This window comes from uncultured Exiguobacterium sp. (assembly GCF_964277885.1).
GTDB lineage: Bacteria > Bacillota > Bacilli > Exiguobacteriales > Exiguobacteriaceae > Exiguobacterium_A.
This window is the reverse complement of record NZ_CAXYJR010000002.1, coordinates 38,882-62,596: the sequence shown is the minus strand read 5'-3', so window position 1 is coordinate 62,596 and position 23,715 is coordinate 38,882. Positions and strand designations below refer to the sequence as shown.

Below are 23,715 nucleotides of genomic sequence, written 5' to 3'. Positions count from 1 at the left end.
TATTTAAAACTAACTCTCGGGGGGTCATCGTTCCATGAATAAGCCATCGAAAATTGCTTTTGCTGGACTATCCAGCATTGCACTACTTGCTGTCGCTGCATGCGGGCAAGGAAATGATGAGAATGCAAGCGGCTCGGATTCGAAAAATAAGAAAAAGGAAGTCACGCTCGTTTCGACGACAGATGTACCTCAGCTCGATCCGACGAAAACGACGGACTCGACTTCCATCATAGTTACGAACAACGTCTTTGAAGGACTCTATCGTCTTGACGGCGATAACAAGCCAACACCTGGAATCGCAGAAAGTGTCGAAGTATCAGACGATAAAAAAACATACACGTTTAAATTGCGTAAAGATGCGAAATGGTCAGATGGATCAGCCGTCACAGCAGATGATTTCATTTATGCTTGGAAACGCGCTCTTGATCCAAAGACAGCAGCAGAATACGCGTACATTTTACAAGATTTGAAAAACGCTAATAAAATCATGGCTGGAGACGCTGAACTCGATGAACTCGGTGTCAAGAAAGTCGATGACCAAACACTTGAAGTACAACTCGAAGCTCCTGCTCCTTACTTCCTTGGCTTAACGAGTTTCCCGACGTACTTACCATTAAAGCAATCATTCGTCGAAGATAAAGGCGATAAGTTCGCGACAAGTGTTGATACAATGGTCTTCAACGGACCTTTTGTACTCGATAAGTGGCAAGCGAACGCTGGGTGGACATATAAGAAAAATCCGGATTACTGGGATAAAGCAAGCGTCAAGATGGATCAAATTAACGTTAAAGTCGTCAAAGAGATTTCGACTGGCGTCAACCTCTTTGAATCAAAAGAAGTCGATTTTGCACCGATTACATCGGAGTTCGTCTCACAGTACGAAAAATCAGAAGATTACAAGACACGTCCAGATGCTCGGATCAACTTCCTTCGCTTTAACCAAAAGAATAAAGCATTGAAAAACAAAAATATTCGTAAAGCACTTGCACTCGGTTTTGAGAAGCAAGGGATTACGGATGTCATCTTAAACGATGGATCAAAACCAGCGAACTTTATCGTTGCGAAGGATTTCACATTTACACCAGATGGCGAAGACTTCCGTGCGAAGTATCCGGATCTTCAAAGCTACGATGCAGATGCAGCGAAAAAAGCTTGGGATGCTGGTTTGAAGGAACTTGGTGTCAAAACAGTCGAACTCAGCATGCTCTCACGGGATGAAGATGCCTTCAAGAAAGTCTCTGAGTACTTAAAAGGTGACCTAGAGAAACATCTCCCTGGTTTGACGATCAATATCAAACAACAACCATTCAAAAACTTCCTCGATCTCGAATCGAAGGGCGATTATGACATCTCTGCAGCTGGATGGGGACCTGACTATCAGGATCCAATGACGTTCCTCGACATGTGGTTGACAGGCGGAAGCTTCAACCGGATGGAATACTCAAACAAAAAGTTCGATGATCTCATCAAAGGGGCGAAACAACAAGCCGATGAAGCGAAGCGTTGGTCTGATATGCAAGAAGCTGAAAAAATCTTGCTAACAGATGACTACGCGATCGCACCGATCTACCAAAAAGGTGAAGCGTACTTGCAACGGACAAACATTGATAAATTATACCGTCACCCATTCGGTGCCGATATGAGCTTCAAATGGATGGAAATCAAGTAAGACAGAAACTGACGGTTACGTCGGATTTCTCAATCGACAAGTAGTGGACCTCGTCCGCTACTTGTTTTTTGATTTCCAGACGCGGTTCTTAGAAAACAACAAAGACCCCTTCTGACGGAGCCATCGGGGGTCTTTACTGTGCGATTTGTTTATAAAAAGCAATCTCTTCATCCTGTCCTTCCTCAACTGCTCGGAAGAATTCAGCGAAGTAAGCATAAAGAACAGTGCGTTCCTCATACGTTGGTCGAGCTTGACGAATGACGGAGAATGCAAGATTTCGCAATTGCCGTTTCGTTCGTCGATGTGTCGGTAACGCATGGAATTGACGCGTGAATGAACGATAGACGTCCGCAATTAAAGCTTCATGCCCTTCAAAGTATGATTTATCCATTAATATAGTCTCCTTTCCACTTTAGTGATTCTATTCTTTTCTACGGTTCTTTTAGATAAAAGTTTCATAGAAAGTGATATTTCTCACAAATGATATAGACTTTACTATAACAAGCTTTCCAAAATGATTCAACATCCAAACTATTAAGTTTCATTAAGGATTTCTAGTCGTTTTGTAAAGTATCTTTCTTTGATTTTAGATTATCTGTTCCTAATAAAAAACGGTCTGAGTCCCGGAAAGAGACTCAGACTCGCGACGGACATCAGTCTGCTTGTACTGAAATGTGCTGGAAGTGTTTCACATCAAATAACCCGCTGTCGGTCAATTTCAATTCCGGAATAACCGGTAAGCATAGGAACGACATCGTTAAATAGGGATTAAAGGACCGATCCGCTTCTAACACATCGAGCGCATCGTTTAATGCTTCGAGTGTATCCCCAACTTCTTGGAAGGGACGATTCGTCATCAGTCCGGCGATTTCCAGCGGTAACTCAGCAAGCACTTCTTGTCCATTCACAGCAATGACACCCCCACCTGCTTGAACAAGACGTTCAGCAGCGAGTTGCATCTCTTCGTCTGATGCGCCAACGATGACGAGGTTGTGCGAATCATGAGCAACAGTCGCAGCAATCGCTCCACGCTTCATCTTAAATCCTTTGACGATCCCAACTGCTGAGAAGGATGTCCCGTGATGACGTTCAATGACAGCAATCTTTAAGAGATCCTCTTCTGGCACAGGCACGAAATATCCATTTTGAAGCGGAACGTCTAGAATCAAGTGCTCGGTGACGATGCTTTTCGGAATGACTCCAATGACATGCGCATGTGCTGATTCAAGTGGAAGGGCGAATACTTCTGGTGTAATCGGTTTTGTATTCAAGGTTCCACGTAATGACTTCGGTACATGCGCACGGCGAACAGGTCGAATCGTTTTACCAGCACGCGCGACACAATCACCTTGAATATAAACCTCATCAATCACGACGTTATCGGCATCCGATAACAAGACGAAGTCCGCCCGACGTCCTGGTACGATGGCTCCCCGATCGTCTAAACGATACGCGTTCGTCGCGTGCAACGATGCCATCGCATACGCTGTCTCACGTTTAATCCCATGACGAATCGCATAGCGGATATTATAGTCAATCGTACCTTCGCGTAATGTATCATCCAAATGTTTATCGTCCGTACAGAAGAGAAAACGGCTCGCGTTGCTTTCCGTCACGGCATCAAGTACTTCCTTCAAGTTTCGGGCTGCTGAACCTTCGCGTACTTCGACATATAGACCACGACGTGCTCGCGCAATCGCATCTTCCTTACTGACCGATTCATGATCCGTCCGAATCCCAGCGACACCATAAATGTTGATTTCACGTGGTCCGAGTCCCGCAGCATGTCCATCGACGAGTTTCCCTGCCTCTTCAATCTGTTTAATTTTTTGGAGCATATCGCGATCGGCTCGTTCGACCGCTGGATAATCCATGACTTCACCTAAACCATGAACACCTGGATGATCGACGAATGGTGCAAGTGCCGCTGCGTCGAGTGATGCTCCTGCATGCTCAAACGAAGTAGCCGGTACGCAGCTCGGTAACATCATACGCACATCAAGGGCAAGACCTTCAGCATCGTCTAGCATGAAGGACAGACCTTCCGCTCCTTTGACGTTCGCGATCTCATGCGGATCGGCGATGATCGTCGTGACGCCTAACGGTAGAATCGCCTGTTCATACTCGCTCGGTGGTACCATCGATGATTCAATATGCACATGGGCATCGACGAAACTTGGTGCGATAAAGAGTCCCTCTCCCGGACGATTCTCGATTCCCTCATACCCGTCTCCGACAGCAGCGATATAACCTGAATCAATCACTACATCTGCCGTATAGGTCTCACGTGTCATGACATCGATGACTGAGATGTTCTGATAGACGACGGCTGCCTTCTCTTTTTTTGCAGCAATCGCGATCAAACGTTCACGCACTGTTTGTTCCATCCTGTCTCCTCCTGTTGTAAGCGTATTTTTACCATCTTACAATTAGTTTGGAAGCTGTTGCAATTTATTTTTTGTAACGTCAAGATGAAAGAGTATTGATTTAATGCTTGAGGGGGGAAAACGCATGAAATATCGTGTCGGTTCACTTATTCCAAACATCGATCCATCTGTTTATTTAGCGGATGGATCCAAGGTCATTGGAGAGGTCACGATCGGAAAAGACTCATCCGTCTGGTTCAATACGGTCATCCGGGGAGATGAAGGTCCGATCCACATCGGAGAACGCGTCAACATTCAAGATGGTTCGATGATTCATCAGTATGAAGGGTTTCCGACTATCATTGAAGATGAAGTGACGATTGGTCATATGGCAATGATTCATGGAGGTATCATTCGAAAAGGGGCGTTGATTGGAATGTCGGCGACGATTCTTGACGAAGCTGAAATCGGAGAAGGGGCATTCGTTGCTGCCGGAAGTCTTGTTCCGCCAAAAATGAAGGTGCCTGCAGGAGCGATGGTCATGGGGGTTCCCGCAAAAATCGTCCGAGACATCAGTGACCATGATCGATTCATCATGGAACGGACAGTTCGAAAATATGTGAAGCGAGGACAGCAATATGCCGACAGTTGTGAAGTTATTACAGAGGATTTGACAAGTTTGTGATAACGTTTACAAAGTTCACAGGTTCTTAATACCTCCCCTCTTCCGTCTTTACAATTCTTTCGTACACTAGAGGTGTAAGAGATGAATCAAGACACAGAGAGGGGATTTTATATGATTCCAGTATACGAAGAACGCATCATGTCTGATTTATTTTCATCTACGAATAACCCAAGCTATGGATTGCCGACGTTACCTGAATTCGAAACAGATTGGTTGACATCTGAGATTCAAGTACGTATCGTTAAAGATGCCGAGCACCGACTTGGAACATTAAACCGAGAGGAAGAACGTGTATGATTCAGCAACGCACTGTTCGCGCTTGGCTCGCTAGTCGCATCAAAAAATAATTTAATCATTTGATTACGTATTTTCCAAAACGATATAGCGCGTCAGCGCGCATACAAAAGAGCCGAAGCGGATTCCCGCCTCGGCTCTATCTGTTTATTTAGAAATCAACCCTTCTTCAATCAAGAAATCACGCGCGACTTTTTCAGGACGCTGTTTCTCAACATCTGCTTTGTAGTTCAATTCTTGCATCTTTTCATCCGTGATTTTATCCTTCAATGTGTTGAGGACTTTTTTCAGCTCCGGATGTTCTTTGAGAGTTTCTTGTCGAACAAGCGGTACCGCATAGTATGGTGGGAAAAACTCTTTATCATCTTTGAGTACAGTCAAATCAAATTTCTTCAAAAGACCGTCTGTTGAAAAACTATCGATGACATTCGTTCGACCATTCGTCAATGCTGTATAACGAAGTCCTCCATCGACTGGTTGTACATCTTTGAACTTCATATCCGGATACTTCTTCTTCAGACCAAGATAACCATCCTCACGGTTCGCAAATTCAATCGTTGAACCGAGAATCAAGCGATCACTGACTTTTGACATATCCGACACTGTCTTCAAGTCGTACTTCTTAATGTCTTCTTTTGTCATGGCAAGAGCATACGTATTGTTAAAACCAATCGGATCAAGAACATCGACCTGACTTTTTTCAGGAATCATCTTCCCGACTTTTGCATAGACCGCTTTCGGATCCGTTTCGACATCCTGCTTGAGAACATCGATCAATAATGTTCCTGTGTACTCGACGTAAGCATCAATTTCACCTTTTTCAAGCGCCCCGTAAGCGACTTTTGTCCCCCCGAGATTTAATTGACGTTCGACTTGAAGGTCCGTTTTGTCTTCGATCAAATCTGCTAACATATTCCCAAGAATCAACTGTTCCGTAAAGTTCTTCGATCCGATGACGATCTTATCTTCCTTGAGGAAGGAATAAGCGACCGTGCTACCGACTAATAAGAAGACGATGCTTGCAATCGCAATCTTGCGTCCCGCTGACATCGCTTTACGACGCTTCCGCGCTTTATTTTTAATTCGACCATCTGCAAGTGGAATCCCATTTGGCGCCACGGAGTATTCAATCCGACTGACGACGAAGTCGATGACAAGGGCTAAAATACCGGCTGGAATTGCTCCGGCAAGAATCTGGTTATTATCAACCGTTTGAATACCCGAGAAGACGAGATAACCAAGACCACCGGCACCGATGAATGCTGAGATCGTCATTAAACCAACAGCTGTAACAGCTGAAATTCGAATCCCTGCCATCATGATCGGCAAAGCAAGTGGAATCTGAACCTTACTGAGGATTTGTCGATCCGTTAAACCGATCCCTTTAGCTGCTTCGAGCGTGTCCCCTGGAATGCTCGACAGACCCGTGTACGTATTTTTAACGATTGGCAAGAGTGAATAAAGCACGACCATGATGATCGCTGGTGTCGATCCGATACCAATGAACGGAATCAAGAAACCGAGTAAAGCAAGACTCGGAACGGCTTGCACGACGCTCGTCAGCGCAAGGACAGGCTTCGCGAACTTTTGATAGCGCGTGATTAAAATCCCGATCGGAATCCCGAGGACAACGGCGATGACGACGGCAAAGACCGTCAGTTGTAAGTGCTCTAGCAATAAATCACCAATCTGATCGGTATTATTTTTTACATAATCAAAGAATCCGTTCATTGGACTTCCTCCTCATGAATGAATTGCTCACTCAAGACGGAAAGTAAGCTACTACGTGTAATCAACCCTCTGAGTTTTCCTGTTGCATCCGTTACTGGTAGATAACCAGTCTCTTCCTGATTCATGACTTCAAGGACATCGAGCAATGAATCATGTTCATTAACGGCGATGATTTCGCCCTCCATCACTTCTTCGATCCGTTGGCTCTTATCCGGGATCGTCTGGATGTTCTTCAACTTAATCAGCCCTTGTAAGACGCGGTCACGATCGGTGATCAACAGGCTGTCGACTTTGCGTCCACGCATGATTTCGATGCCCTGTAGCAACGTCCGTTTGCCACTGATTGAAACGGGATCCTCGATCATGATATCTTCTGCCTTGATGAATTCTGGGCTACTCCAGATTTTATTTTTCCCGATGAACGATTCAACATATTCATCTTTCGGATGACGCAGGATTTCTTCTGGAGTATCGAACTGAACAATCTCCCCATCACGCATGATACATATCCGATCCGCTAACTTGATCGCTTCATCCATATCATGAGTGACGAAAACGATCGTCTTTTTCACTTCCTCTTGTAAGTTGAACAACTCTTCCTGTAAATCATTACGAGTAACGGGGTCGAGTGCGCTGAACGGCTCATCCATCAAGATAACATCAGGATCATTCATTAAAGCTCGTGCGAAACCAACACGCTGTTGCTGTCCACCACTGAGTTCACTTGGATAACGATCGATGAATTGCTTTGGATCAAGCCCGACCATCGTCAATAATTGTTCTGTCCGTTGATCCATTTCATCGTGATCTTTCCCCTCAAGTCCAGCAATCAATTGAATATTTTCCCGGACCGTCATGTGAGGAAACAGACCTGTTTGCTGAATGACATATCCCATATGACGTCTTAATTCGATCGTATCCGTCTTCATGATGTCCTTCCCGTTGACTAAAATCGTACCTGAAGAAGGTTCGATCAATCGATTGATCATCTTTAGTGATGTCGTTTTCCCGCAACCACTCGGTCCGATGAAGACAACGAGTTCACCCTTTTGAATCTCGAGCGATAAGCCTTTCAAGACGACATTGTCCTTGAACTGCTTGCCGACATTTTTGAATTCGATCATTCCTTCTCACTCCTTTTTACTATTTCCATATATTATGGTTTCCCAAAAAGATTACGGTTTAAACAAATTTCCTGTAATTTAGTTTTATTCCTTTACAAAACGGGAATTTCTTAGTTCTTTTTTTAAAATAAAGGGAATACTTTAATAAAGAGTACATTTAAAGCATGTTTTTGATGAAGGAGGTACTAGACGATGAACATCAAGAAACCTACCATCATGATGATCGGACTGCTTCTCCTTACTCCACTCTCGTTTCCCTTACAAATCGATGCAGCGAGTTCTACGTTTGTCACGAAAGGAACGACGACACAAAAAGTCGTCGCATTGACGTTTGATGACGGTTCAGACGGAACGAACATTGCCAAAATCTTAAGTACCTTAAAAAGTAACCAAGTGAAAGCGACTTTCTTTTTGACAGGCAGTGGCGCAACCAACCATCCCCAATCGATCAAAAACATCACAACCGCTTCTCCGACACACCAAATCGGCAATCATTCGTATTCGCATCCGGATTTTACGACACTAACAGCGAGCCAGATGACGAGTGAATTATCCCGAACAGAATCTCTCATCCGGTCCTTGACCGGAAAAACGACGAAACCAATTTTTCGGGCACCGTTCGGTGCAAGTAATAGTAACGTGTTGAGTGCTGTTGGGGCGGCAGGTTACACGAAAACGATTCAATGGAATATTGATACGACGGATTGGAAAGGCATCTCTTCGACCGCCATCTTGGATCGTGTATTACCAAAAGTCGTTCCCGGCTCCATTATTCTGATGCATACCGGTGCTGGTGCGAAAGGAACACCGACCGCCTTGCCGACGATGATTTCGAAACTCAAAGCCAAAGGCTATTCGTTCGTCACGATTTCGGAACTCCTCCGCTCACCGACTTCAACCGGTACGACGTATACAGTCCAAGCGGGCGATACACTCTATTCGATTGCCCGTAAATACAACGTCTCGGTCGCTGCCCTCGCGAGTGCGAATAACATCACGAATTGGAATCTGTTGAATGTCGGTCAAGTCTTGAACATCCCGACAATAACGTATACGGTCAAAGCGGGTGATACACTTTACTCAATTGCGACACGATATGGTGTCACCGTCACAGCATTGATGCAGGCAAACAACATTACCAATCCGAACCTCCTGCTCGTTGGACAAGTCTTAAAAATCCCAAACTGAATCTGCTGATCGTAACAAAAAAACGATCCCTCTCTATTCAAGAGAAGAATCGCTTTAGATCGCATGCATAAAACCGGCGCGATAGCGTCGGTTTTTTATCCTCTAGTTTGACCCCTTACCTCTTACGACTCTGATCGGACACCGTTGATCCCAAGATCACACTGAATCAAATCCGCATACGTTTGTCGACGGACGACTTCACGGGATTCCCCGTTCCGGACGAAGACAAGTGCCGGACGTAAGAATTGGTTGTAGTTGCTTGCCATTGAGAAGTTATATGCTCCCGTCCCAAAGACAGCAAGGGTATCGCCACCGTTCGGTGTGACCAACTGTGCTTTTTCAGCGACGAGATCTCCTGATTCACAAGCTGCCCCGACGACCGTCACTTCAGTCGTTTCACCACTCATCCGGTTTGCAATGACGGTTTCATAGACGGCACCGTAAAGTGCTGGGCGAATGTTATCCGTCATTCCGCCATCGACCGAAAGATATGTGCGGACGCCTTCGATTTCTTTGATTGCGCCAACCGTATACAGTGTCGTACCTGCATTCGCGACGACCCAGCGCCCTGGCTCGATCCCGATTCGCGGACGTTCGATGCCGAGTCGCTCCGTTTCCGTCTCGATCACGTCCATGACGCGTTCGATCGTCGCTTCAAAATCAAGCGGTTGATCGTCCTGTGTATAGGCAATACCGAAGCCACCGCCAACATTAACTTCGCTGACTGTGAAGCCATGATGCGCACGAATCGTTTCGACAAAGCCCATCATCGTCCGAGCCGTCTGTTCGAACAGTGACGGATCTTGGATTTGTGAACCGACATGACAATGGATGCCGAGTAACGACAGATGTTCCGATGCTAAAATTGCTTCGATTGCGTCCAAGTAATCTGACGCATGCGTTGAGAAACCGAATTTCGTATCGACACCACCCGTTTGGATTTTCGCATGCGCTCCCCCGATAACTTGTGGAACGATCCGGATCAAGACATGAACCGTTTGACCAGCTTGCGCTGCGATCGCTTCCAGTTGTGCGATTTCGGCAAAGTGATCGATGACGATCCGTCCGACACCTTCCTCGACGGCATATTGAAGATCAGCCGTCGATTTATTCGAACCATGGAAATAGATCCGTTCTGCCGGAACGCCGGATTGGCGGGCGATGAAAAGTTCTCCCCCCGTAACGACATCGATTCCGAGACCATGACGCACGACTTGTTCGTACACGGCACTGACCGTCAGTGCTTTAGAAGCGAAGGAAGCATACGTGTTCGGATACTTATCAAGGAAGTGTTCCCGGACGGTCGCCAATCGATCCGTCAGCTCCCGCTCTGCCATCACGTACAATGGTGTTCCGTACTGTGCTGCAAGATCGGTCGCTGCGACACCATCGATGTGCAACGTGTTGTTTTCTTCTGTCAGGTATTGACTTCCATACATAATAAGTTCCTCCTTATAGATACTGATGCGTCAAACGCCACGACCGGGCGCACATCTGCTCTGAATTGTTCGCTGCTCCTGTCCGGGTAATATCGTCAATTTCAACGCCATCCCCGTATAGCACGACCTCGTCTCCAACCTCAACCGTCCCATCGACAGCGACGAACGTATGACTCATGAATAATTTATTGATGACCGGATAAGGTTTTTCTTTGATGTGAACAGGCAGCGCGGCACGCCCACGGACGACACCGTCTCCATAGCCGACGGGTAAAATAGCAATCCGCATCGGTTCTGTACTCGTAAAGTTCGTCCCGTATCCCACATGCTCACCCGGTCCAATTTCGCGAATTTCAACGATCTCCGTCGTCATCCGTAGCGAAGGAACGAGCCAGTCCATCTTCTCAATCGGTGAATAGCCGAACAAGAAAATGCCCGGGCGGACATAGTTACAAAATGCGAGACGCGGATCGTGTTTGACGATCGTCGCACTGTTTTCCGAATGGATATACATAAACGTATGGCGCTTTCGTAACACATCGGCAATGGCGACGAAACGTTCGACTTGTCCATCGTGATCCGCATCCGGTTCATCGGCAAGCGGAAAGTGTGTATATAAACCTGTTAAATCAAGCGAATCTGCTTGCGCAAGCGCAAGGACAGCTTCCGCCTCTTGAAGCGAACTGACACCAAAACGATTCATCCCGACGTTGATCTTCAAATGTAACTCGATTCCCTGCAGCTGTTTACTGTGTAGGGCGAGCCATTCTAGCGATGAGACACCGAGTGCGATTCCGAAACGTCGTGCTGTTTCAAAATCCTCCGTCGGATTCATCACCAGTACATAACTGTCTGGAAAATTCGTTTTGATTTCAATGGCTTCATACAACTCAGCGACAGCAAAGTGATGAACATCAGATGCCATCAGCGTCTCGACCATCTCGAGCATACCTAAGTTATACGCATTATTCTTGACCACGGCAAAAATACGTTTACGTGACCGAGCGAAGACCGATGCGACGTTCTGTCGCACCGCCTTCCGATCGATCGTGACGAGTGTACGCGTCGTCATTCTGCGACAGCAGGTGTCACATACGTCAACCAATCCGCATATTGCGGCAATTGACCTGTGACGGCTTGACGGTAAAGATCGAGCAACTCATCTGCGACGTTCCGTGTTCCGCCGTTGATCGAGATATGATCGATTTCACCGACACTCGTGATTTCAGCAGCTGTTCCTGTTAAGAAGATCTCATCTGCGACATACAGCTCATCGCGTCCGATGTGACGTTCAACAACAGGATAGCCTTGATCTTGTGCCAAACGAATGATGACTTGGCGTGTGATACCGTCGAGTACTGAACAATCCAGTGACGGTGTATGAATCGTTCCATTTTTAAGAAGGAAAAGGTTCGCAACACTCGCTTCACTAACATTTCCGTTCATGTCGAGTGCGATGGCTTCATCAAATCCATCACGGATCGCTTCACCTTTTAGAAGTTGAGAGTTCATATAGTTCGCAGCCGCTTTCGCTTGCATCGGCATCATCGTTGATGAGACACGGCGGTATGATGCGACTTTGGCACGGATGCCAGCGCCTTTATCGAAGTATTCTCCAAGCTCCCAGCAAGAGATACCGACATGAACCGTCGTATCTTTCGCCATCAATGCTTGCCATGGCGTACCGAGGAACACGAATGGACGGATATAACAAGATTCGAATCCGTTTTTCGCAACGAGATCAATCGTCGCTTGGACGAGTTCATCAACCGTATACGGAATCGTGACATGATAATACGCACAACTGCGGAAGAGACGTTCGATATGTTCCTTCAATTGGAAAATCGCCGGTCCGTCCGGTGTCGCGTAAGCACGGATTCCTTCAAAGAATCCACTACCATAGTGAATCGCATGTGACATGACGCTTGTGTTCGCATCTTTCGGATCATGAAAGACTCCATCTAACCAAATTGCTTCTCCATACTGTGTATCCACTGCCATGTGTTTTCCTCCTCTTCGACGTCAATCAGAGTGAACGTAAATCATCCACCAATTGCGTCTTCTCTTCTGTTTTCGCATCTTTCTGTTTGATGACACGTGCAGGTGTTCCGGCAACGACGCTTCCAGCAGGTACGTCTTCTGTGACGACACTACCAGCAGCGACGACGGCATCTTTACCGACTTTCACGCCTTCAAGGATGACTGCATTCGCACCAATCAAGACACCGTCTTCAATGATAACAGGTGTTTTTGAAGGTGGTTCGAGAACACCCGCGACCACGGCACCTGCGCCGACATGAACGTTTTTCCCGATCGTCCCACGTGCACCGACGACAGCGTTCATATCAATCATTGTACCATCTCCGATTGATGCACCGATATTGATGATCGCACCCATCATGACGACCGCGTTATCACCGATGACGACATGATCACGAATCCATGAACCTGGCTCGATGCGCGCATTCAAGTGACGTGTATCAAGCATTGGTACCGCACTGTTGCGACGGTCATACTCCACGTGAACATCCGTGATGCGATTTGAATACTTTTCTAAGAAAGTAGCCGCAAGTCCTGCATCCGCGAAGAAAATCTTTGATTCATCTGATCCGAACGCTGTTGCGCCTTCGATCGTCAAGCCCGCCAAATCGCCGTTGACGTAAAGTTTTACCGGTGTTTGTTTTTTAGCATCTTTAATGAATTTAGCAATTTCGTAAGCATCAGTGAGTAACATGTGAATCCTCCTGTGTGTAGAGCGTCTCTAATGTATAGAGTCCCGCTGTTTTTTGAATGAGTGCTTCAGCTGCTTTGATCGCACCAGAAGCAAATACTTTTTTCGATAACGCCGTATGTTTGATTTCAATCAATTCGTCGACACCTGCGAATAAGACTTCGTGTTCTCCGAAGATCGTTCCACCGCGCATCGCGTGCATCCCGATCTCGTTCGTCTCTCGCTTTTGTCGCGTCTGTGACCGGTCATATACCGGTGTGACGTCACGTGCCGTCTGAATCGTTTGCAATAACAACTCCGCCGTTCCGCTTGGCGCATCGACTTTTTGGTTGTGATGTTTCTCGAGCAATTCGATGTCATACGCTCCTGCTAGTGGTACGAGTGTCTTCAGCAGTTGCTGCACCATCGCGATGCCGTACGACATGTTGTACGACTGGAAGATTGGAATTTCTTTTGCGGCGTCCTTGATCGATGCCAGTTCCGTCTCTGAAAAACCAGTCGTCGCGATGACGAGTGGTGTTTTTGTCGCCAGCCCATATGCGAGCAGATCCGGTAACAAACTCGGATGCGAGAAGTCGATGATTGCATCGACCGTCTCTGCCATCTCTGTTAGCTCGGCATATGAAGCGATCGTATCGGATGACTTCGTCCGGTCAACGATCGCCACGACACTTTGTGGTGCGAGTTCGACGACGTATTGTCCTGTCGCCCCATAACCGTGTAACGCGAGTTTCATCGAACCACTCCTTTGTAAGCCCGCATCGTTTCGAGTAAGTGGGCATGTCCCGCTTCCGATTGACGGACGAGCGGCAAGCGCGGCGCACCGACAGCAAAGCCAAGTTCTTCAAGCGATGCTTTGACTGGAATCGGATTAACGTCACTGAACAAGGCACCGATGACCGGTAACAAGTCTGCCTGAATCCGACGAGCCGTGACGAGATCTTGCGCGAGTAACGCCTCAGCAAGTGCTTGTGTCTCTGCTGGGTACGGGTTCGAAAGAACTGAGATGACGCCTTGTGCCCCCCATGCCATGTACGGCAGGATTTGATCATCATTTCCACAGAAGACCGCGAAATCTTCCGGAATCGCCGCCATCAGTTCACCCATGAAGCTGACGTCTCCACTCGCCTCCTTAAACGCTTGGATGCGTGGATGACGTGCTAACGTCACTGCGGTTTCGACTGCGATCGCAACGCCTGTCCGCGATGGAACGTTGTACAGCATGATTGGTAATTCGGTTGCATCAGCGACCGCCGTGAAATGTGCGACGAGACCCGCTTGCGATGTTTTATTGTAGTACGGTGTGACGAGCATCGCTGCGTCCGCACCAAGGCGTTCTGCGAGTAACGTCTTCTCGATTGTTACTGCCGTGTTGTTCGAACCCGTTCCGGCAATGACGGGTACTCGTCCTGCCGTGACTTGAACGGCAGTCGTCAAGAGTTGTTCAAATTCCGTGTTTGTCAGTGTCGAACCTTCTCCTGTCGTCCCTCCGACGACAAGTGCCTGAATCCCTGCTGCGAGTTGTTGCTCGATCAAGCGTTCGAATACGTGTAGATCCAACTCGCCTGCTTCATTAAATGGTGTGACGAGCGCTGTACCTGCTCCTTTGAACATGAAGAACTCCTCCTTTTTTATGAATGAATCGACTGTTCGATCGCTTGGCGTGCGACTTGTACGGCGTTTGACGCGGCACCTTTTCGAATGTTGTCGGCTACACACCAGAGATGGAATGTGTTCGCGAGACTATCATCTTGACGAATCCGACCGACGTAGACGTCGTCCGTCCCGCTTGCGTCAAGTGGCATCGGATAACGTGTATTCGCGACATCATCGATGAGGACGACGCCCGGTGCGTTTTCCAGTGCTTCACGGATCGCTTCAACCGTCGTCGGTTGCGTAAACGTGACGTTGATTGCAACCGAGTGAGAATTCGTGACTGGAACCCGTACACATGTCGCACTGACTGGTAATGCTGGAAGATTGAAAATTTTCCGTGTTTCATCAATCATCTTCTGCTCTTCTTTCGTATAGCCGTTCTCAAGGAACACATCGATATGCGGCAAGATGTTATCGTGAATCGGATGCGGATAATTGACGGGCTCTTCTCCGCGTGCCCCGCGTGCCAGATCCTCGATTCCTTTTTGACCGGAACCGGATACGGCCTGATACGTCGTATAGTTGATCCGTTCGAATCCGAGTGACTGGAGCGGTGATAAAGCGACGACGGATTGAATCGTCGAACAGTTCGGATTTGCGATCAAGCGGTCTGTCGCTTGAATCGCTTGCGGATTGACTTCTGGCACGACGAGTGGAATCGTCTCCTGCATCCGGAAGGCACTTGAATTATCAACGACGAGTGTTCCATTTTCAGCTAGTAACGGGGCATATTGCTCACTGATCGTTCCGCCTGCTGCGAACAACGCGACATCGATCCCGTCTTCCGTGATGTTTGGCGTCAGCGCTTGGATCGTAATATCTTCTCCCTTGAACTGCACCGTGTTCCCTGCTGAACGAGCAGAAGCGTAAGCGGACAGGCGGCTGACCGGGAAGTCCAGTTCTGCAAGTACTTGTAACATTTTTTGACCGACGGCGCCGGTTGCTCCGATGACGGCTACATGATACATGCTGTTTTCCTCCTTATAACTCGAACGCGTTTGCAATCGCTGCAACCGTCCGTTCAATGTCTGCTTGTGCAATCGTGTACGAGATGCTGATTTCTGATGTCGTGACTTGATAGAACGGGATATTCTCCGCTCGGAAGATTGCGAACAATTTCGAAGCAACACCTGTTGCATCCCGCATCCCGATTCCGACGACAGATAACTTCGCATGCTGATTGTGGCGGTCGACCTTGACTGTCGTGAAGCGATCCATGATGTCTTTCAATGCTTCATCGAGGAACTCTTCCTCATCGAGTGGACAGGAGAACGATAAGAAGATGTCACTGTCGAACGTCGTTTGACTGATCATGTCGATGTTGACGTGGCGGTTCGATAAGAGTTCGAAGATATCGGCTACCGCTGCGTTCGTTTGCGGTACGTGTTTGATTGATACCGTCAAGACGTTCTTCGTCACACTGACACTCGTGACCGCTTTTTGTTCCATTGTTTCCGTCGCTTCCATGATCCATGTTCCCCTTTTCGATTCAAGTGTTTTCCCGACGAAGATGTGTACGCCGTATTTTTTTCCTAGTTCGACACTCCGCATTTCCATGACCTTCGACCCGAGGGCGCTCATCTCCATCATCTCATCATATGAGATGTGCGGAATCGGTTGAGCAGCAGCATGGATTCGTGGATCAGCCGTATAGACACCGTCGACATCCGTGTAGATTTCACACCGTTTATCAAGGACTGCCGCAAGGGCAACAGCCGTTGTATCCGATCCACCCCGTCCGAGCGTCGTGACATCACCGAGTTCGTTGACACCTTGGAATCCGGCGACGATGACGACATCGTACGTTTCGAGTTTTTGTCGTAATAGATCTCCATCAATCTGTTTGATCTTACTTTTCGTATGCAATCCCATCGTACTGATTCCCGCTTGTGCGCCTGTTTGCGATAACGCTTTGACGCCGAGTGAGTTGAGGGCGATGCTGAGTAATGAAATCGTCTGTTCTTCTCCGATGGCAAGCAGACGATCGAGTTCTCGGCGCTCGGGGCGATCCGTGATGGCTTGCGCCTGAGCAATCAAAGAATCTGTCATCTTGCCCATCGCTGAAACGACGACGACAAGTTTTTCACCTTCGGCTGCGCGACTCTTCAAATAATTCGCAATAGACTGAATCTGTTCGACAGTCGCAACCGAGCTTCCACCAAATTTAAGTACAGTTGTCACAATCCTATCTCCTTTGTCCCGATACAGAAAAAAACGACGGGCCGGTAGGAGCGTTCCTACGGCCCGTCGTTATCACGATCGGACAAACGAAGACAAAGTCATTCGTTCTTTTACGTAAGATAGCGCTCCGAAACATCGGTTTCGGCAGTACAACGGATCTTAACCGTTGTACCAGCAAATGAGAAGAAGCATCTTCTCGTTCACTTCGGCGGACTTCCCCTTTCACATCATTCAGCATGCTTGCCTTCAAGAATGATGCTACTCATGTCATCCGCGCCTCTATCTGTCGGTTGTTAGTTACAGTTATAGCAGACATCTTTTGTTAAATCCAGTCATTTGACTGATTTTTTTCAAAATCCATCAATTCGCAAGATGCTGTTTCGCGAGTTCGAGTTGCTTCGAAACGGCAGCAAACCCTGTACCGCCGTAGCTTGTCCGGCGTGCCACTGCTTGAACCGGATCGAGGAGCGGGTAGACGTCTTCCGTGATGTCTGGATGGAACGTTTGATACGTTTCGAGACTCAAGTCCTTCAGGAAACAACCGGTTTGCACACAGTAGAGGACGGCTTTCCCGACGATTTCGTGTGCTTCCCGGAATGGTATGCCTTTCGTCACAAGGTAGTCGGCGAGTTCCGTTGCATTCGAGAAGTCTTGCATTGTCGCCTTCTTGAGCGCTTCGGTCTTAAACGTCGCGGATTCAATCATTCCGGTGAAGATTTGAACGGATTGGAGAACGGTGTCGGCTGTATCAAAGACCCCTTCCTTATCCTCTTGCATGTCTTTATTGTAAGCGAGTGGTAATGCCTTCATCGTCGTCAAGAAGCCCATCAGGTTACCGTAGACGCGCCCCGTTTTTCCACGAATCAACTCAGCGAAATCAGGATTTTTCTTTTGTGGCATCATGCTCGATCCTGTCGAGAAGGCATCGGATAACTCGATGAAGCTGAATTCTTGCGACGCCCAGATGATGATTTCCTCACAAAAACGCGAGAGATGCATCATGACGGTCGAGGCGATCCCGAGGTATTCGATGACGAAATCGCGGTCCGAGACAGCATCAAGACTGTTTGGATAAACCGACTCAAAACCGAGCAACTCAGCAGACCGGAAACGGTCGATCGGGAATGTCGTCCCCGCGAGCGCCCCCGCTCCGAGTGGTGATTTTCGGATCCGTTTTTGATTATCCGTCAACCGTTCGACATCACGTTCGAACATCCAGAAATAAGCGAGCAAGTGATGCGCAAGGGAGATCGGTTGTGCCCGTTGCAAATGCGTATAACCTGGCATGACTGTCTCGATATGTTGCTCCGCTTGTTCCGTGATGACCGATTGGAGCTCGCGTAATGCTGTCGTCAACGCTTCGACATGTTGTTCCATCCATAGATGTAAATCGGTTGCGACTTGGTCGTTTCGACTTCGTGCCGTATGCAGTTTTCCTGCAACCGGACCGATCTGTTCCGTCAACAAACGCTCGAGGTTCATATGAATGTCCTCATCCGCTAACGTATAGGAATGGTCTGTTAACGTCGTTTCCAGTTGCTTCAGTCCTTGCTCGATTTGTGTCCACTCGTCTTGAGCGAGGATTCCTTGCTCAAATAGCATCTGCGCGTGTGCGAGACTGCCTTTTAAATCGACGCTCGCTAATTTTTGATCGAACGTGATCGATGCTCCGAAGGCTTCCGCTTGAGCGGAAGCACTTTCCGTAAAACGTCCACCCCAGAGTTTGGTCATTTCGTGACACCCGCCTGACGATGTACGCTCGCATGCGTCGAAACGGCAAGTCCGTGTAATTTGATGAAGCCTTTTGCTGCTTCATGATCGAACGCGTCTTCTTTCGTGTACGTCGCAAGTTTCTCATCATAGAGTGAGACTGCAGACTGACGACCTGTCACGGTTGCATTTCCTTTGAACAGTTTAACGCGAACTTCTCCTGTGACGTCCTGTTGTGTCGCCGTCAAGAATGCTTTCAAGCCTTTCGTCAATGGTGCGTGGAAGAGACCGTTATAGATTGTTTCTGCGTATTGTTTACTGAGCAGTGGTTTGAAATGTGCGACGTCCTTCGTCAATGTAATCGTCTCGAGTGCGGCGTGCGCTTTGAGTAGAACCGTTGCACCTGGGCACTCATAGACTTCCCGTGATTTGATACCGACGAGACGGTTCTCGACGTGATCAATCCGTCCGACACCATGTGCTCCAGCGATGATGTTCAGTTCCGTGATCAGTTTCGCCAGTGAATACGTCGTTCCGTTGATCGAGACCGGAACACCTGCTTCAAAGCCGATGATGACTTCTTCTGCCTGATCCGGAGCGTCTTCTGGCGCTACTGTCAACGCGTAAGCGTCTTGCGGTGGCTCTGTCCAAGGGTTTTCTAGGACGCCACATTCGTTACTCCGTCCCCAAAGGTTCATGTCGATTGAGTATGGGCTGTCGAGGTTGATCGGGATCGGCACGTTGTTTTCTTTTGCATAAGCGATTTCTTCTTCCCGTGACCATTTCCATTCCCGGACCGGTGCGATGACTTCGAGTGATGGATCAAGTGCTGCGACCGAAACTTCGAACCGGACTTGGTCATTCCCTTTTCCGGTACATCCGTGAGCGACAGCCGTCGCACCGTGCTGATGCGCGACTTCGACGAGCTTTTCTGCGATTAACGGACGCGAAAGCGCTGAAATCAACGGATAGGCATTTTCGTAGTGGGCACCATATTGAAGTGCTGGCAAGACGAAGTCTTGTGCGAATTCTTCTTTGACATCGAGGACGATCGATTCGATCGCACCGACGAGGAGTGCTTTTTCTTTAATGACGGATAAATCTTTACCTTCTCCGACATCCATGCATAAGGCAATGACGTCATAGTCCTTGCTCAACCATTTGATGGCTACTGATGTATCGAGTCCTCCAGAGTACGCTAAGATCAATTTTTGTTTCGACATGTATAATTCCCTCCTGGTTTTTAATTCATCTTTCTGTATAAAAATTCATTATGAATTATATATATACATAGAAAACAAAAAAAAGAAACCCTTTTTGCAGGATTTCTTTCAAAAAGACTTACATTTTCTTCTCCATCGTTCGGTGCGGGATGCCCGCATCGTCGAATTCATCGGAGACGATCGTATACCCGAGTCCTTGATAAAACGGAATTGCTTGGACTTGTGCACCGAGCGTCAGCAATTGCTTCCCTTCGCGACGTGCGACTCGTTCCATCGCTTGCATCAACTCGCCACCGTATCCTTTTCCTCGTGCTGTCGCTAGCGTCGCGACACGTTCCACCTTCATCCGTTGGTCGTCATATGGACGGGTGCGTCCCGTCGCGACCGGTCGGCTCTGTTCATCGAGGACAAGCAGATGAATCGCTGTTTCATCATGTGTATCGTATTCAAGATGACGCGGCACGCCTTGTTCCTCGACGAAGACACGCTCCCGGATCATCCGGACGGCTTGATGTTGTTCTGCTGTACGTACTTGAATGACTGTCATAACTGATATTCCTCCCGTAATCGATCGACATATGCCATCGCATCATCCCGATTCGTAAATTGTGCTTGTGCCTGGATCGCACTTCCACCGCCACGCCCATTGAATGCTTGGACATGCGCTTTGGCAAACTTCCCGAGATGCGGTTCACCTGGACTGCTCATCAGTAACTTGTTCACCGTCGCATTCCAGACGACACCAATGCGTCCCGCTTCTTGAATCGCTTTCGCGAGTTGTTCGGAAACCTTGATCTCTTCCTCCAGATGTTCAAACACAAGAAGCCCTTCTTGTTGTTCCAAAGCGTGAGCGAGTGTAAGAGCGGCGAGTTGCCCTTGAGCTTGTTCGACCTGTTTCGTTAAGCGCTTCTGATCGTCCTGTACCGCTTGAATTGCTTCTGGAATTTGAACTGGTTTAACTGATAAAGCTTGCGCTGCTTCCCGCAAGGCATGACGTTCTGCCTGTAGAAGTTGATGTGCTCGTTCTTTTGCGACATAAGAAAGACGAATGTTCCCACGAATTCGTTCGACTCCAGTAAAAAGAATTAACTCGAGCTGTGCCGTCGAATCGAGATGCGTTCCACCACAAGCACTGTAGTCGAGTGTGCCGATTTGAACGACACGAATCCGTCCTTCGACTTGCGGTGTTTTTCGTAATGGTAAGCGTAGCGCTTCCGCCTCGTCATATTCAGTCGCCGTGATCGGCAATCCTTGTTCAATCACCTGTCGTAATCGTCGATCCAACTGCTCTTGTTGAACAGCTGTCCATTCAGGTGTCTCGATATCAAGCGTCGAGACCTCACTCCCCGTCCGAAAACTGAGTGTCTTGATATTTGATTCATCTTGTAGGATCGCAGAGATGACGTGTTGTGCCGTATGCTGCGCCGCATGATCGATTCGGACTGCGTCATCCACGATCCCGGTGACGTCACCTGTGAGCGGCGTCGCCAGTTGGTGCCAGACAACACCATCTTCGATTTGAACATCAAGGACTGGTTGGTCGTTCAATGTTCCACAATCCGCTGGCTGTCCACCGCTCTCTGGATAGAAGTAGCTTTTCTCTAAAGCGACCCAATAACCATCTACTTGTTTTGTTGCGCGAATGGATGTCTGAAAGGTTCGGACATCGGATTCTATTTGTTCGGGGCGCATGCCTCGACCACCTTTCTCTGTCAGTTTCACTCTGTATTATGCCATATTTCATCCAGAATCGTTTGTCGGCTTGCCTTTTTCCTAGTACACTAGACGAAAGACTACCGATCGCGAAGGGACGAAATGCCGTGATTCAGCATATCAATAAAAATTCACCACTCCCCATCTACTATCAAATCGAAGCTGCCTTAAAACAACAAATCGAAAGCGGTGTTCTTCAACCTGGCGATCTGATTCCGTCCGAGCGCGAATTTGCGGAAGCGCATCAAATCAGCCGAATGACGGTCCGCCAAGCCATTTCAAACTTGGTCAACGCCGGTTACTTGATTCGTCAAAAAGGACGTGGAACATTCGTCGCGAATAAAAAAATCGTCATGCAACTGTCTGGCTTGACGAGTTTCTCGGAAGAAATGGAGCACTTAGGCTTAGAACCGACGAGTGCGCTTCTCTCCTATCAAATCATTGATGCCTCGATGACGATTGCCAACAAGCTCCGGATTCGCGAAGGGGCATCGGTATATGAAATGAAACGCTTACGTATTGCTGATGAGCAAGCGCTTGCCCTTGAGACCGTCTACATCCCGGAACAACTCCTACCCGGACTCGATCAAGACGTCGCGACCGCATCGCTCTATGCATTCGCTGAAGCGAGCGGATTGAACCTCGGACGTGCGAGTCAGACATTTGAATCACGTCTCGCGACGAAGGAGGAAGCGGGTCACCTTGGTTTGTCGACCGCTTCGCCCGTCCTATCCGTCGAGCAACTGACGTATCTTGCGACGGAACAACCGTTTGAATACGTCATCTCCGCTTACCGGGGAGACCGCTATACCTTCACCGTCGAAATGGAACGACAACGCTAAAAATCCCCTTATGTCGTCGTATAATGACGACATAAGGGGATTTTTCAACGCTTATTGTTGAGTTTCTGTATTGGTAATCGACTCTTCTGTCGTACTTTGTGCAGGAGTCGTTTCATCTTTGATCGGTTCAACTTCCTGTCCTTGCATCGCTTTGGCTAAATTACTCTTTACTTGTTCCAACTGAGCCGGATCGAGGTGATACTCCCATTTTCCACTGACGCCGATATATCCTTCTCCAGCAAGCTGATACTCTGTTGTATTACGTAATGCTGCCGTGAAATCCGCTAAACGGGTATAATCATTCGGTCCTAAATCCGTTTCGACGTTGTCTCCGACCGCATCTAAAATATCACGATATGCACCAAGCGAACGGAAACTTGCTGCTTCCTTCGCGACTGCTTGAATGACTTGCATCTGTTTTTGACCGCGACCGATATCACCGAGCGGATCATCATGACGATTCCGGACATAAGCCAGTGCTTGTTCACCAGACAAATGTTGCATCCCTTTATCAACAGTAACGGTACCCGCTTTTCGTTTGGAATCCTGTTCTTTAAATGCATAGCGCACATCGATGTCCACACCATTTAATGCATCAATCAATTGAACGAATCCTTGAAAGTTGACCTTGACGACGTGATCGATTTGAATGCCGAGCAGGTGTTGTGTGGTTTCTTTTGCTAATTTAATACCGTTATACGAATTCGATTTATCCATCGAACCGAAATAATGGGCATGCGTGATTTTATCTTGTTCAACACCCGTCTTACCGTACGGGATGTCATACTTCGAATAATCGATGTTCACGAGTGAATCACGTGGAATACTCGTCAACACTAATTGTTCCGTCTTTTTGTTCAAGATTCCAACGATCATGACATCTGAACGAGCCGGTTCATGTCGTTCCTTGCTTTTTTTCGTTTCGTCCGTCCCAAGAATCAAGAACGATTCGGACGGTACGTCATCATATTTAGAGCTGACTTTTGAGCCAGGAATCTTAATTTGTGTTCTAGCCAGTGTTTCTTGTGTCTTGATAAAAACAGCTCCGGCATAACCAGAACCAATGACTGTGACAAGCAGGATGAGTGCAGCGATGATCTTTAAGAACATCTTGCCAGCACTTGGTTGTCTCTTTCGTGCGGATCGCGTTTCCATCATGTAAA

General features: G+C 47.8%; 22 protein-coding genes and 1 riboswitch. Of the genes, 5 read left to right on the top strand and 17 right to left on the bottom strand.

Translation table 11 applies throughout. The features are described 5' to 3' along the window. The first annotated feature begins 34 nt into the window (after nt 1–34). Nucleotides 35–1,669: a peptide ABC transporter substrate-binding protein gene (locus tag ACHWTJ_RS00515; RefSeq protein WP_294743500.1), complete on the top strand. Its 1,635-nt coding sequence runs from the start codon at nt 35–37 to the stop codon at nt 1,667–1,669. A gap of 133 nt (nt 1,670–1,802) precedes the next feature. On the opposite strand, the gene ACHWTJ_RS00510 is transcribed toward ACHWTJ_RS00515, so the two are convergent. Together ACHWTJ_RS00510 and ade are read right to left on the bottom strand one after the other, a co-directional pair. Further along, nucleotides 1,803–2,060: a hypothetical protein gene (locus tag ACHWTJ_RS00510; protein ID WP_053452309.1), complete on the bottom strand. Its 258-nt coding sequence runs from the start codon at nt 2,058–2,060 to the stop codon at nt 1,803–1,805. Nucleotides 2,061–2,322: 262 nt separating this feature from the next. Continuing rightward, nucleotides 2,323–4,056: an adenine deaminase gene (gene ade / locus ACHWTJ_RS00505; protein WP_394678935.1), complete on the bottom strand. Its 1,734-nt coding sequence runs from the start codon at nt 4,054–4,056 to the stop codon at nt 2,323–2,325. Between the two features lie 124 nt (nt 4,057–4,180). On the opposite strand from ade, the gene ACHWTJ_RS00500 reads away from it, so the two are divergent. Together ACHWTJ_RS00500 and ACHWTJ_RS00495 are read left to right on the top strand one after the other, a co-directional pair. Further along, nucleotides 4,181–4,720: a gamma carbonic anhydrase family protein gene (locus tag ACHWTJ_RS00500; protein WP_294743496.1), complete on the top strand. Its 540-nt coding sequence runs from the start codon at nt 4,181–4,183 to the stop codon at nt 4,718–4,720. A 111-nt stretch (nt 4,721–4,831) separates the two neighbouring features. Beyond that, the gene (locus ACHWTJ_RS00495; RefSeq protein ID WP_394678934.1) at nt 4,832–5,017 is read left to right on the top strand and encodes a hypothetical protein; all 186 of its coding nucleotides are present in this window, start codon (nt 4,832–4,834) and stop codon (nt 5,015–5,017) included. Between the two features lie 144 nt (nt 5,018–5,161). On the opposite strand, the gene ACHWTJ_RS00490 is transcribed toward ACHWTJ_RS00495, so the two are convergent. Together ACHWTJ_RS00490 and ACHWTJ_RS00485 are read right to left on the bottom strand one after the other, a co-directional pair. Next, nucleotides 5,162–6,745, bottom strand: a complete 1,584-nt coding sequence (locus tag ACHWTJ_RS00490; RefSeq protein WP_394678933.1) for a glycine betaine ABC transporter substrate-binding protein — start codon at nt 6,743–6,745, stop codon at nt 5,162–5,164. Then, nucleotides 6,742–7,869, bottom strand: coding sequence for an ABC transporter ATP-binding protein (locus ACHWTJ_RS00485; protein WP_053452313.1), 1,128 nt, complete (start codon nt 7,867–7,869; stop codon nt 6,742–6,744). The genes ACHWTJ_RS00490 and ACHWTJ_RS00485 overlap by 4 nt, the downstream gene beginning before the upstream one ends. Nucleotides 7,870–8,061: 192 nt before the next feature. Here ACHWTJ_RS00485 and ACHWTJ_RS00480 point away from each other — a divergent pair, with 192 nt between their 5' ends. Then, on the top strand, nt 8,062–9,057 hold the full coding sequence (locus ACHWTJ_RS00480; RefSeq protein WP_394678932.1) for a LysM peptidoglycan-binding domain-containing protein: 996 nt from the start codon (nt 8,062–8,064) through the stop codon (nt 9,055–9,057). Nucleotides 9,058–9,179: 122 nt separating this feature from the next. On the opposite strand, the gene lysA is transcribed toward ACHWTJ_RS00480, so the two are convergent. The 12 genes from lysA to ACHWTJ_RS00420 all read right to left on the bottom strand — a co-directional run bounded on the left by lysA (nt 9,180) and on the right by ACHWTJ_RS00420 (nt 21,689). Continuing rightward, nucleotides 9,180–10,496: a diaminopimelate decarboxylase gene (lysA, locus tag ACHWTJ_RS00475; RefSeq protein WP_394678931.1), complete on the bottom strand. Its 1,317-nt coding sequence runs from the start codon at nt 10,494–10,496 to the stop codon at nt 9,180–9,182. A 13-nt stretch (nt 10,497–10,509) separates the two neighbouring features. Further along, nucleotides 10,510–11,568, bottom strand: coding sequence for an alanine racemase (gene alr / locus ACHWTJ_RS00470; protein ID WP_294747964.1), 1,059 nt, complete (start codon nt 11,566–11,568; stop codon nt 10,510–10,512). Next, nucleotides 11,565–12,497, bottom strand: a complete 933-nt coding sequence (locus tag ACHWTJ_RS00465; RefSeq protein WP_023467124.1) for a branched-chain amino acid transaminase — start codon at nt 12,495–12,497, stop codon at nt 11,565–11,567. Before ACHWTJ_RS00465 ends, alr begins: the two co-directional genes overlap by 4 nt. Nucleotides 12,498–12,522: 25 nt before the next feature. Further along, nucleotides 12,523–13,230 (bottom strand): 2,3,4,5-tetrahydropyridine-2,6-dicarboxylate N-acetyltransferase, encoded by a 708-nt coding sequence (dapD, locus tag ACHWTJ_RS00460; protein WP_214729138.1) that lies wholly within the window; start codon nt 13,228–13,230, stop codon nt 12,523–12,525. Then, the gene (gene dapB / locus ACHWTJ_RS00455; RefSeq protein WP_394678930.1) at nt 13,217–13,963 is read right to left on the bottom strand and encodes a 4-hydroxy-tetrahydrodipicolinate reductase; all 747 of its coding nucleotides are present in this window, start codon (nt 13,961–13,963) and stop codon (nt 13,217–13,219) included. Before dapB ends, dapD begins: the two co-directional genes overlap by 14 nt. After that, nucleotides 13,960–14,841, bottom strand: coding sequence for a 4-hydroxy-tetrahydrodipicolinate synthase (gene dapA, locus ACHWTJ_RS00450; protein ID WP_195865855.1), 882 nt, complete (start codon nt 14,839–14,841; stop codon nt 13,960–13,962). Before dapA ends, dapB begins: the two co-directional genes overlap by 4 nt. A 17-nt stretch (nt 14,842–14,858) precedes the next feature. After that, nucleotides 14,859–15,851, bottom strand: a complete 993-nt coding sequence (locus ACHWTJ_RS00445) for an aspartate-semialdehyde dehydrogenase (protein ID WP_394678929.1) — start codon at nt 15,849–15,851, stop codon at nt 14,859–14,861. 13 nt (nt 15,852–15,864) lie between these two features. Beyond that, nucleotides 15,865–17,064, bottom strand: a complete 1,200-nt coding sequence (locus ACHWTJ_RS00440; protein ID WP_087682092.1) for an aspartate kinase — start codon at nt 17,062–17,064, stop codon at nt 15,865–15,867. Nucleotides 17,065–17,176: 112 nt separating this feature from the next. Continuing rightward, a riboswitch (Lysine riboswitch) is annotated at nt 17,177–17,354 on the bottom strand. Nucleotides 17,355–17,424: 70 nt separating this feature from the next. Further along, nucleotides 17,425–18,795, bottom strand: a complete 1,371-nt coding sequence (gene argH, locus ACHWTJ_RS00435) for an argininosuccinate lyase (RefSeq protein WP_294749454.1) — start codon at nt 18,793–18,795, stop codon at nt 17,425–17,427. Then, nucleotides 18,792–19,997, bottom strand: a complete 1,206-nt coding sequence (locus ACHWTJ_RS00430; RefSeq protein WP_294747952.1) for an argininosuccinate synthase — start codon at nt 19,995–19,997, stop codon at nt 18,792–18,794. The genes argH and ACHWTJ_RS00430 overlap by 4 nt, the downstream gene beginning before the upstream one ends. 118 nt (nt 19,998–20,115) lie before the next feature. Continuing rightward, entirely contained in the window at nt 20,116–20,544 is a 429-nt protein-coding gene (locus ACHWTJ_RS00425; RefSeq protein ID WP_023467111.1) for a GNAT family N-acetyltransferase, read from the bottom strand. After that, nucleotides 20,541–21,689 carry an alanyl-tRNA editing protein gene (locus tag ACHWTJ_RS00420; protein WP_394678928.1) on the bottom strand — a complete coding sequence of 383 codons (1,149 nt, stop codon included), beginning with the start codon at nt 21,687–21,689 and terminating at the stop codon, nt 20,541–20,543. Before ACHWTJ_RS00420 ends, ACHWTJ_RS00425 begins: the two co-directional genes overlap by 4 nt. 128 nt (nt 21,690–21,817) lie before the next feature. On the opposite strand from ACHWTJ_RS00420, the gene phnF reads away from it, so the two are divergent. Next, on the top strand, nt 21,818–22,552 hold the full coding sequence (gene phnF, locus ACHWTJ_RS00415) for a phosphonate metabolism transcriptional regulator PhnF (protein WP_294743470.1): 735 nt from the start codon (nt 21,818–21,820) through the stop codon (nt 22,550–22,552). Between the two features lie 51 nt (nt 22,553–22,603). On the opposite strand, the gene ACHWTJ_RS00410 is transcribed toward phnF, so the two are convergent. After that, a complete protein-coding gene (locus ACHWTJ_RS00410) occupies nt 22,604–23,710 on the bottom strand; it encodes an LCP family protein (protein WP_394678927.1) in 1,107 nt (368 codons plus the stop codon). Nucleotides 23,711–23,715: the final 5 nt, after the last annotated feature.

What these genes read in the sequence shown, in the direction of transcription:
- ACHWTJ_RS00515 (WP_294743500.1), top strand. Translation starts at nt 35, where the DNA reads ATGAATAAGCCATCGAAAATTGCTTTTGCTGGACTATCCAGCATTGCA.
- ACHWTJ_RS00510 (WP_053452309.1), bottom strand. Translation starts at nt 2,060, where the DNA reads ATGGATAAATCATACTTTGAAGGGCATGAAGCTTTAATTGCGGACGTC.
- ade (WP_394678935.1), bottom strand. Translation starts at nt 4,056, where the DNA reads ATGGAACAAACAGTGCGTGAACGTTTGATCGCGATTGCTGCAAAAAAA.
- ACHWTJ_RS00500 (WP_294743496.1), top strand. Translation starts at nt 4,181, where the DNA reads ATGAAATATCGTGTCGGTTCACTTATTCCAAACATCGATCCATCTGTT.
- ACHWTJ_RS00495 (WP_394678934.1), top strand. Translation starts at nt 4,832, where the DNA reads ATGATTCCAGTATACGAAGAACGCATCATGTCTGATTTATTTTCATCT.
- ACHWTJ_RS00490 (WP_394678933.1), bottom strand. Translation starts at nt 6,745, where the DNA reads ATGAACGGATTCTTTGATTATGTAAAAAATAATACCGATCAGATTGGT.
- ACHWTJ_RS00485 (WP_053452313.1), bottom strand. Translation starts at nt 7,869, where the DNA reads ATGATCGAATTCAAAAATGTCGGCAAGCAGTTCAAGGACAATGTCGTC.
- ACHWTJ_RS00480 (WP_394678932.1), top strand. Translation starts at nt 8,062, where the DNA reads ATGAACATCAAGAAACCTACCATCATGATGATCGGACTGCTTCTCCTT.
- lysA (WP_394678931.1), bottom strand. Translation starts at nt 10,496, where the DNA reads ATGTATGGAAGTCAATACCTGACAGAAGAAAACAACACGTTGCACATC.
- alr (WP_294747964.1), bottom strand. Translation starts at nt 11,568, where the DNA reads ATGACGACGCGTACACTCGTCACGATCGATCGGAAGGCGGTGCGACAG.
- ACHWTJ_RS00465 (WP_023467124.1), bottom strand. Translation starts at nt 12,497, where the DNA reads ATGGCAGTGGATACACAGTATGGAGAAGCAATTTGGTTAGATGGAGTC.
- dapD (WP_214729138.1), bottom strand. Translation starts at nt 13,230, where the DNA reads ATGTTACTCACTGATGCTTACGAAATTGCTAAATTCATTAAAGATGCT.
- dapB (WP_394678930.1), bottom strand. Translation starts at nt 13,963, where the DNA reads ATGAAACTCGCGTTACACGGTTATGGGGCGACAGGACAATACGTCGTC.
- dapA (WP_195865855.1), bottom strand. Translation starts at nt 14,841, where the DNA reads ATGTTCAAAGGAGCAGGTACAGCGCTCGTCACACCATTTAATGAAGCA.
- ACHWTJ_RS00445 (WP_394678929.1), bottom strand. Translation starts at nt 15,851, where the DNA reads ATGTATCATGTAGCCGTCATCGGAGCAACCGGCGCCGTCGGTCAAAAA.
- argH (WP_294749454.1), bottom strand. Translation starts at nt 18,795, where the DNA reads ATGACCAAACTCTGGGGTGGACGTTTTACGGAAAGTGCTTCCGCTCAA.
- ACHWTJ_RS00430 (WP_294747952.1), bottom strand. Translation starts at nt 19,997, where the DNA reads ATGTCGAAACAAAAATTGATCTTAGCGTACTCTGGAGGACTCGATACA.
- ACHWTJ_RS00425 (WP_023467111.1), bottom strand. Translation starts at nt 20,544, where the DNA reads ATGACAGTCATTCAAGTACGTACAGCAGAACAACATCAAGCCGTCCGG.
- ACHWTJ_RS00420 (WP_394678928.1), bottom strand. Translation starts at nt 21,689, where the DNA reads ATGCGCCCCGAACAAATAGAATCCGATGTCCGAACCTTTCAGACATCC.
- ACHWTJ_RS00410 (WP_394678927.1), bottom strand. Translation starts at nt 23,710, where the DNA reads ATGATGGAAACGCGATCCGCACGAAAGAGACAACCAAGTGCTGGCAAG.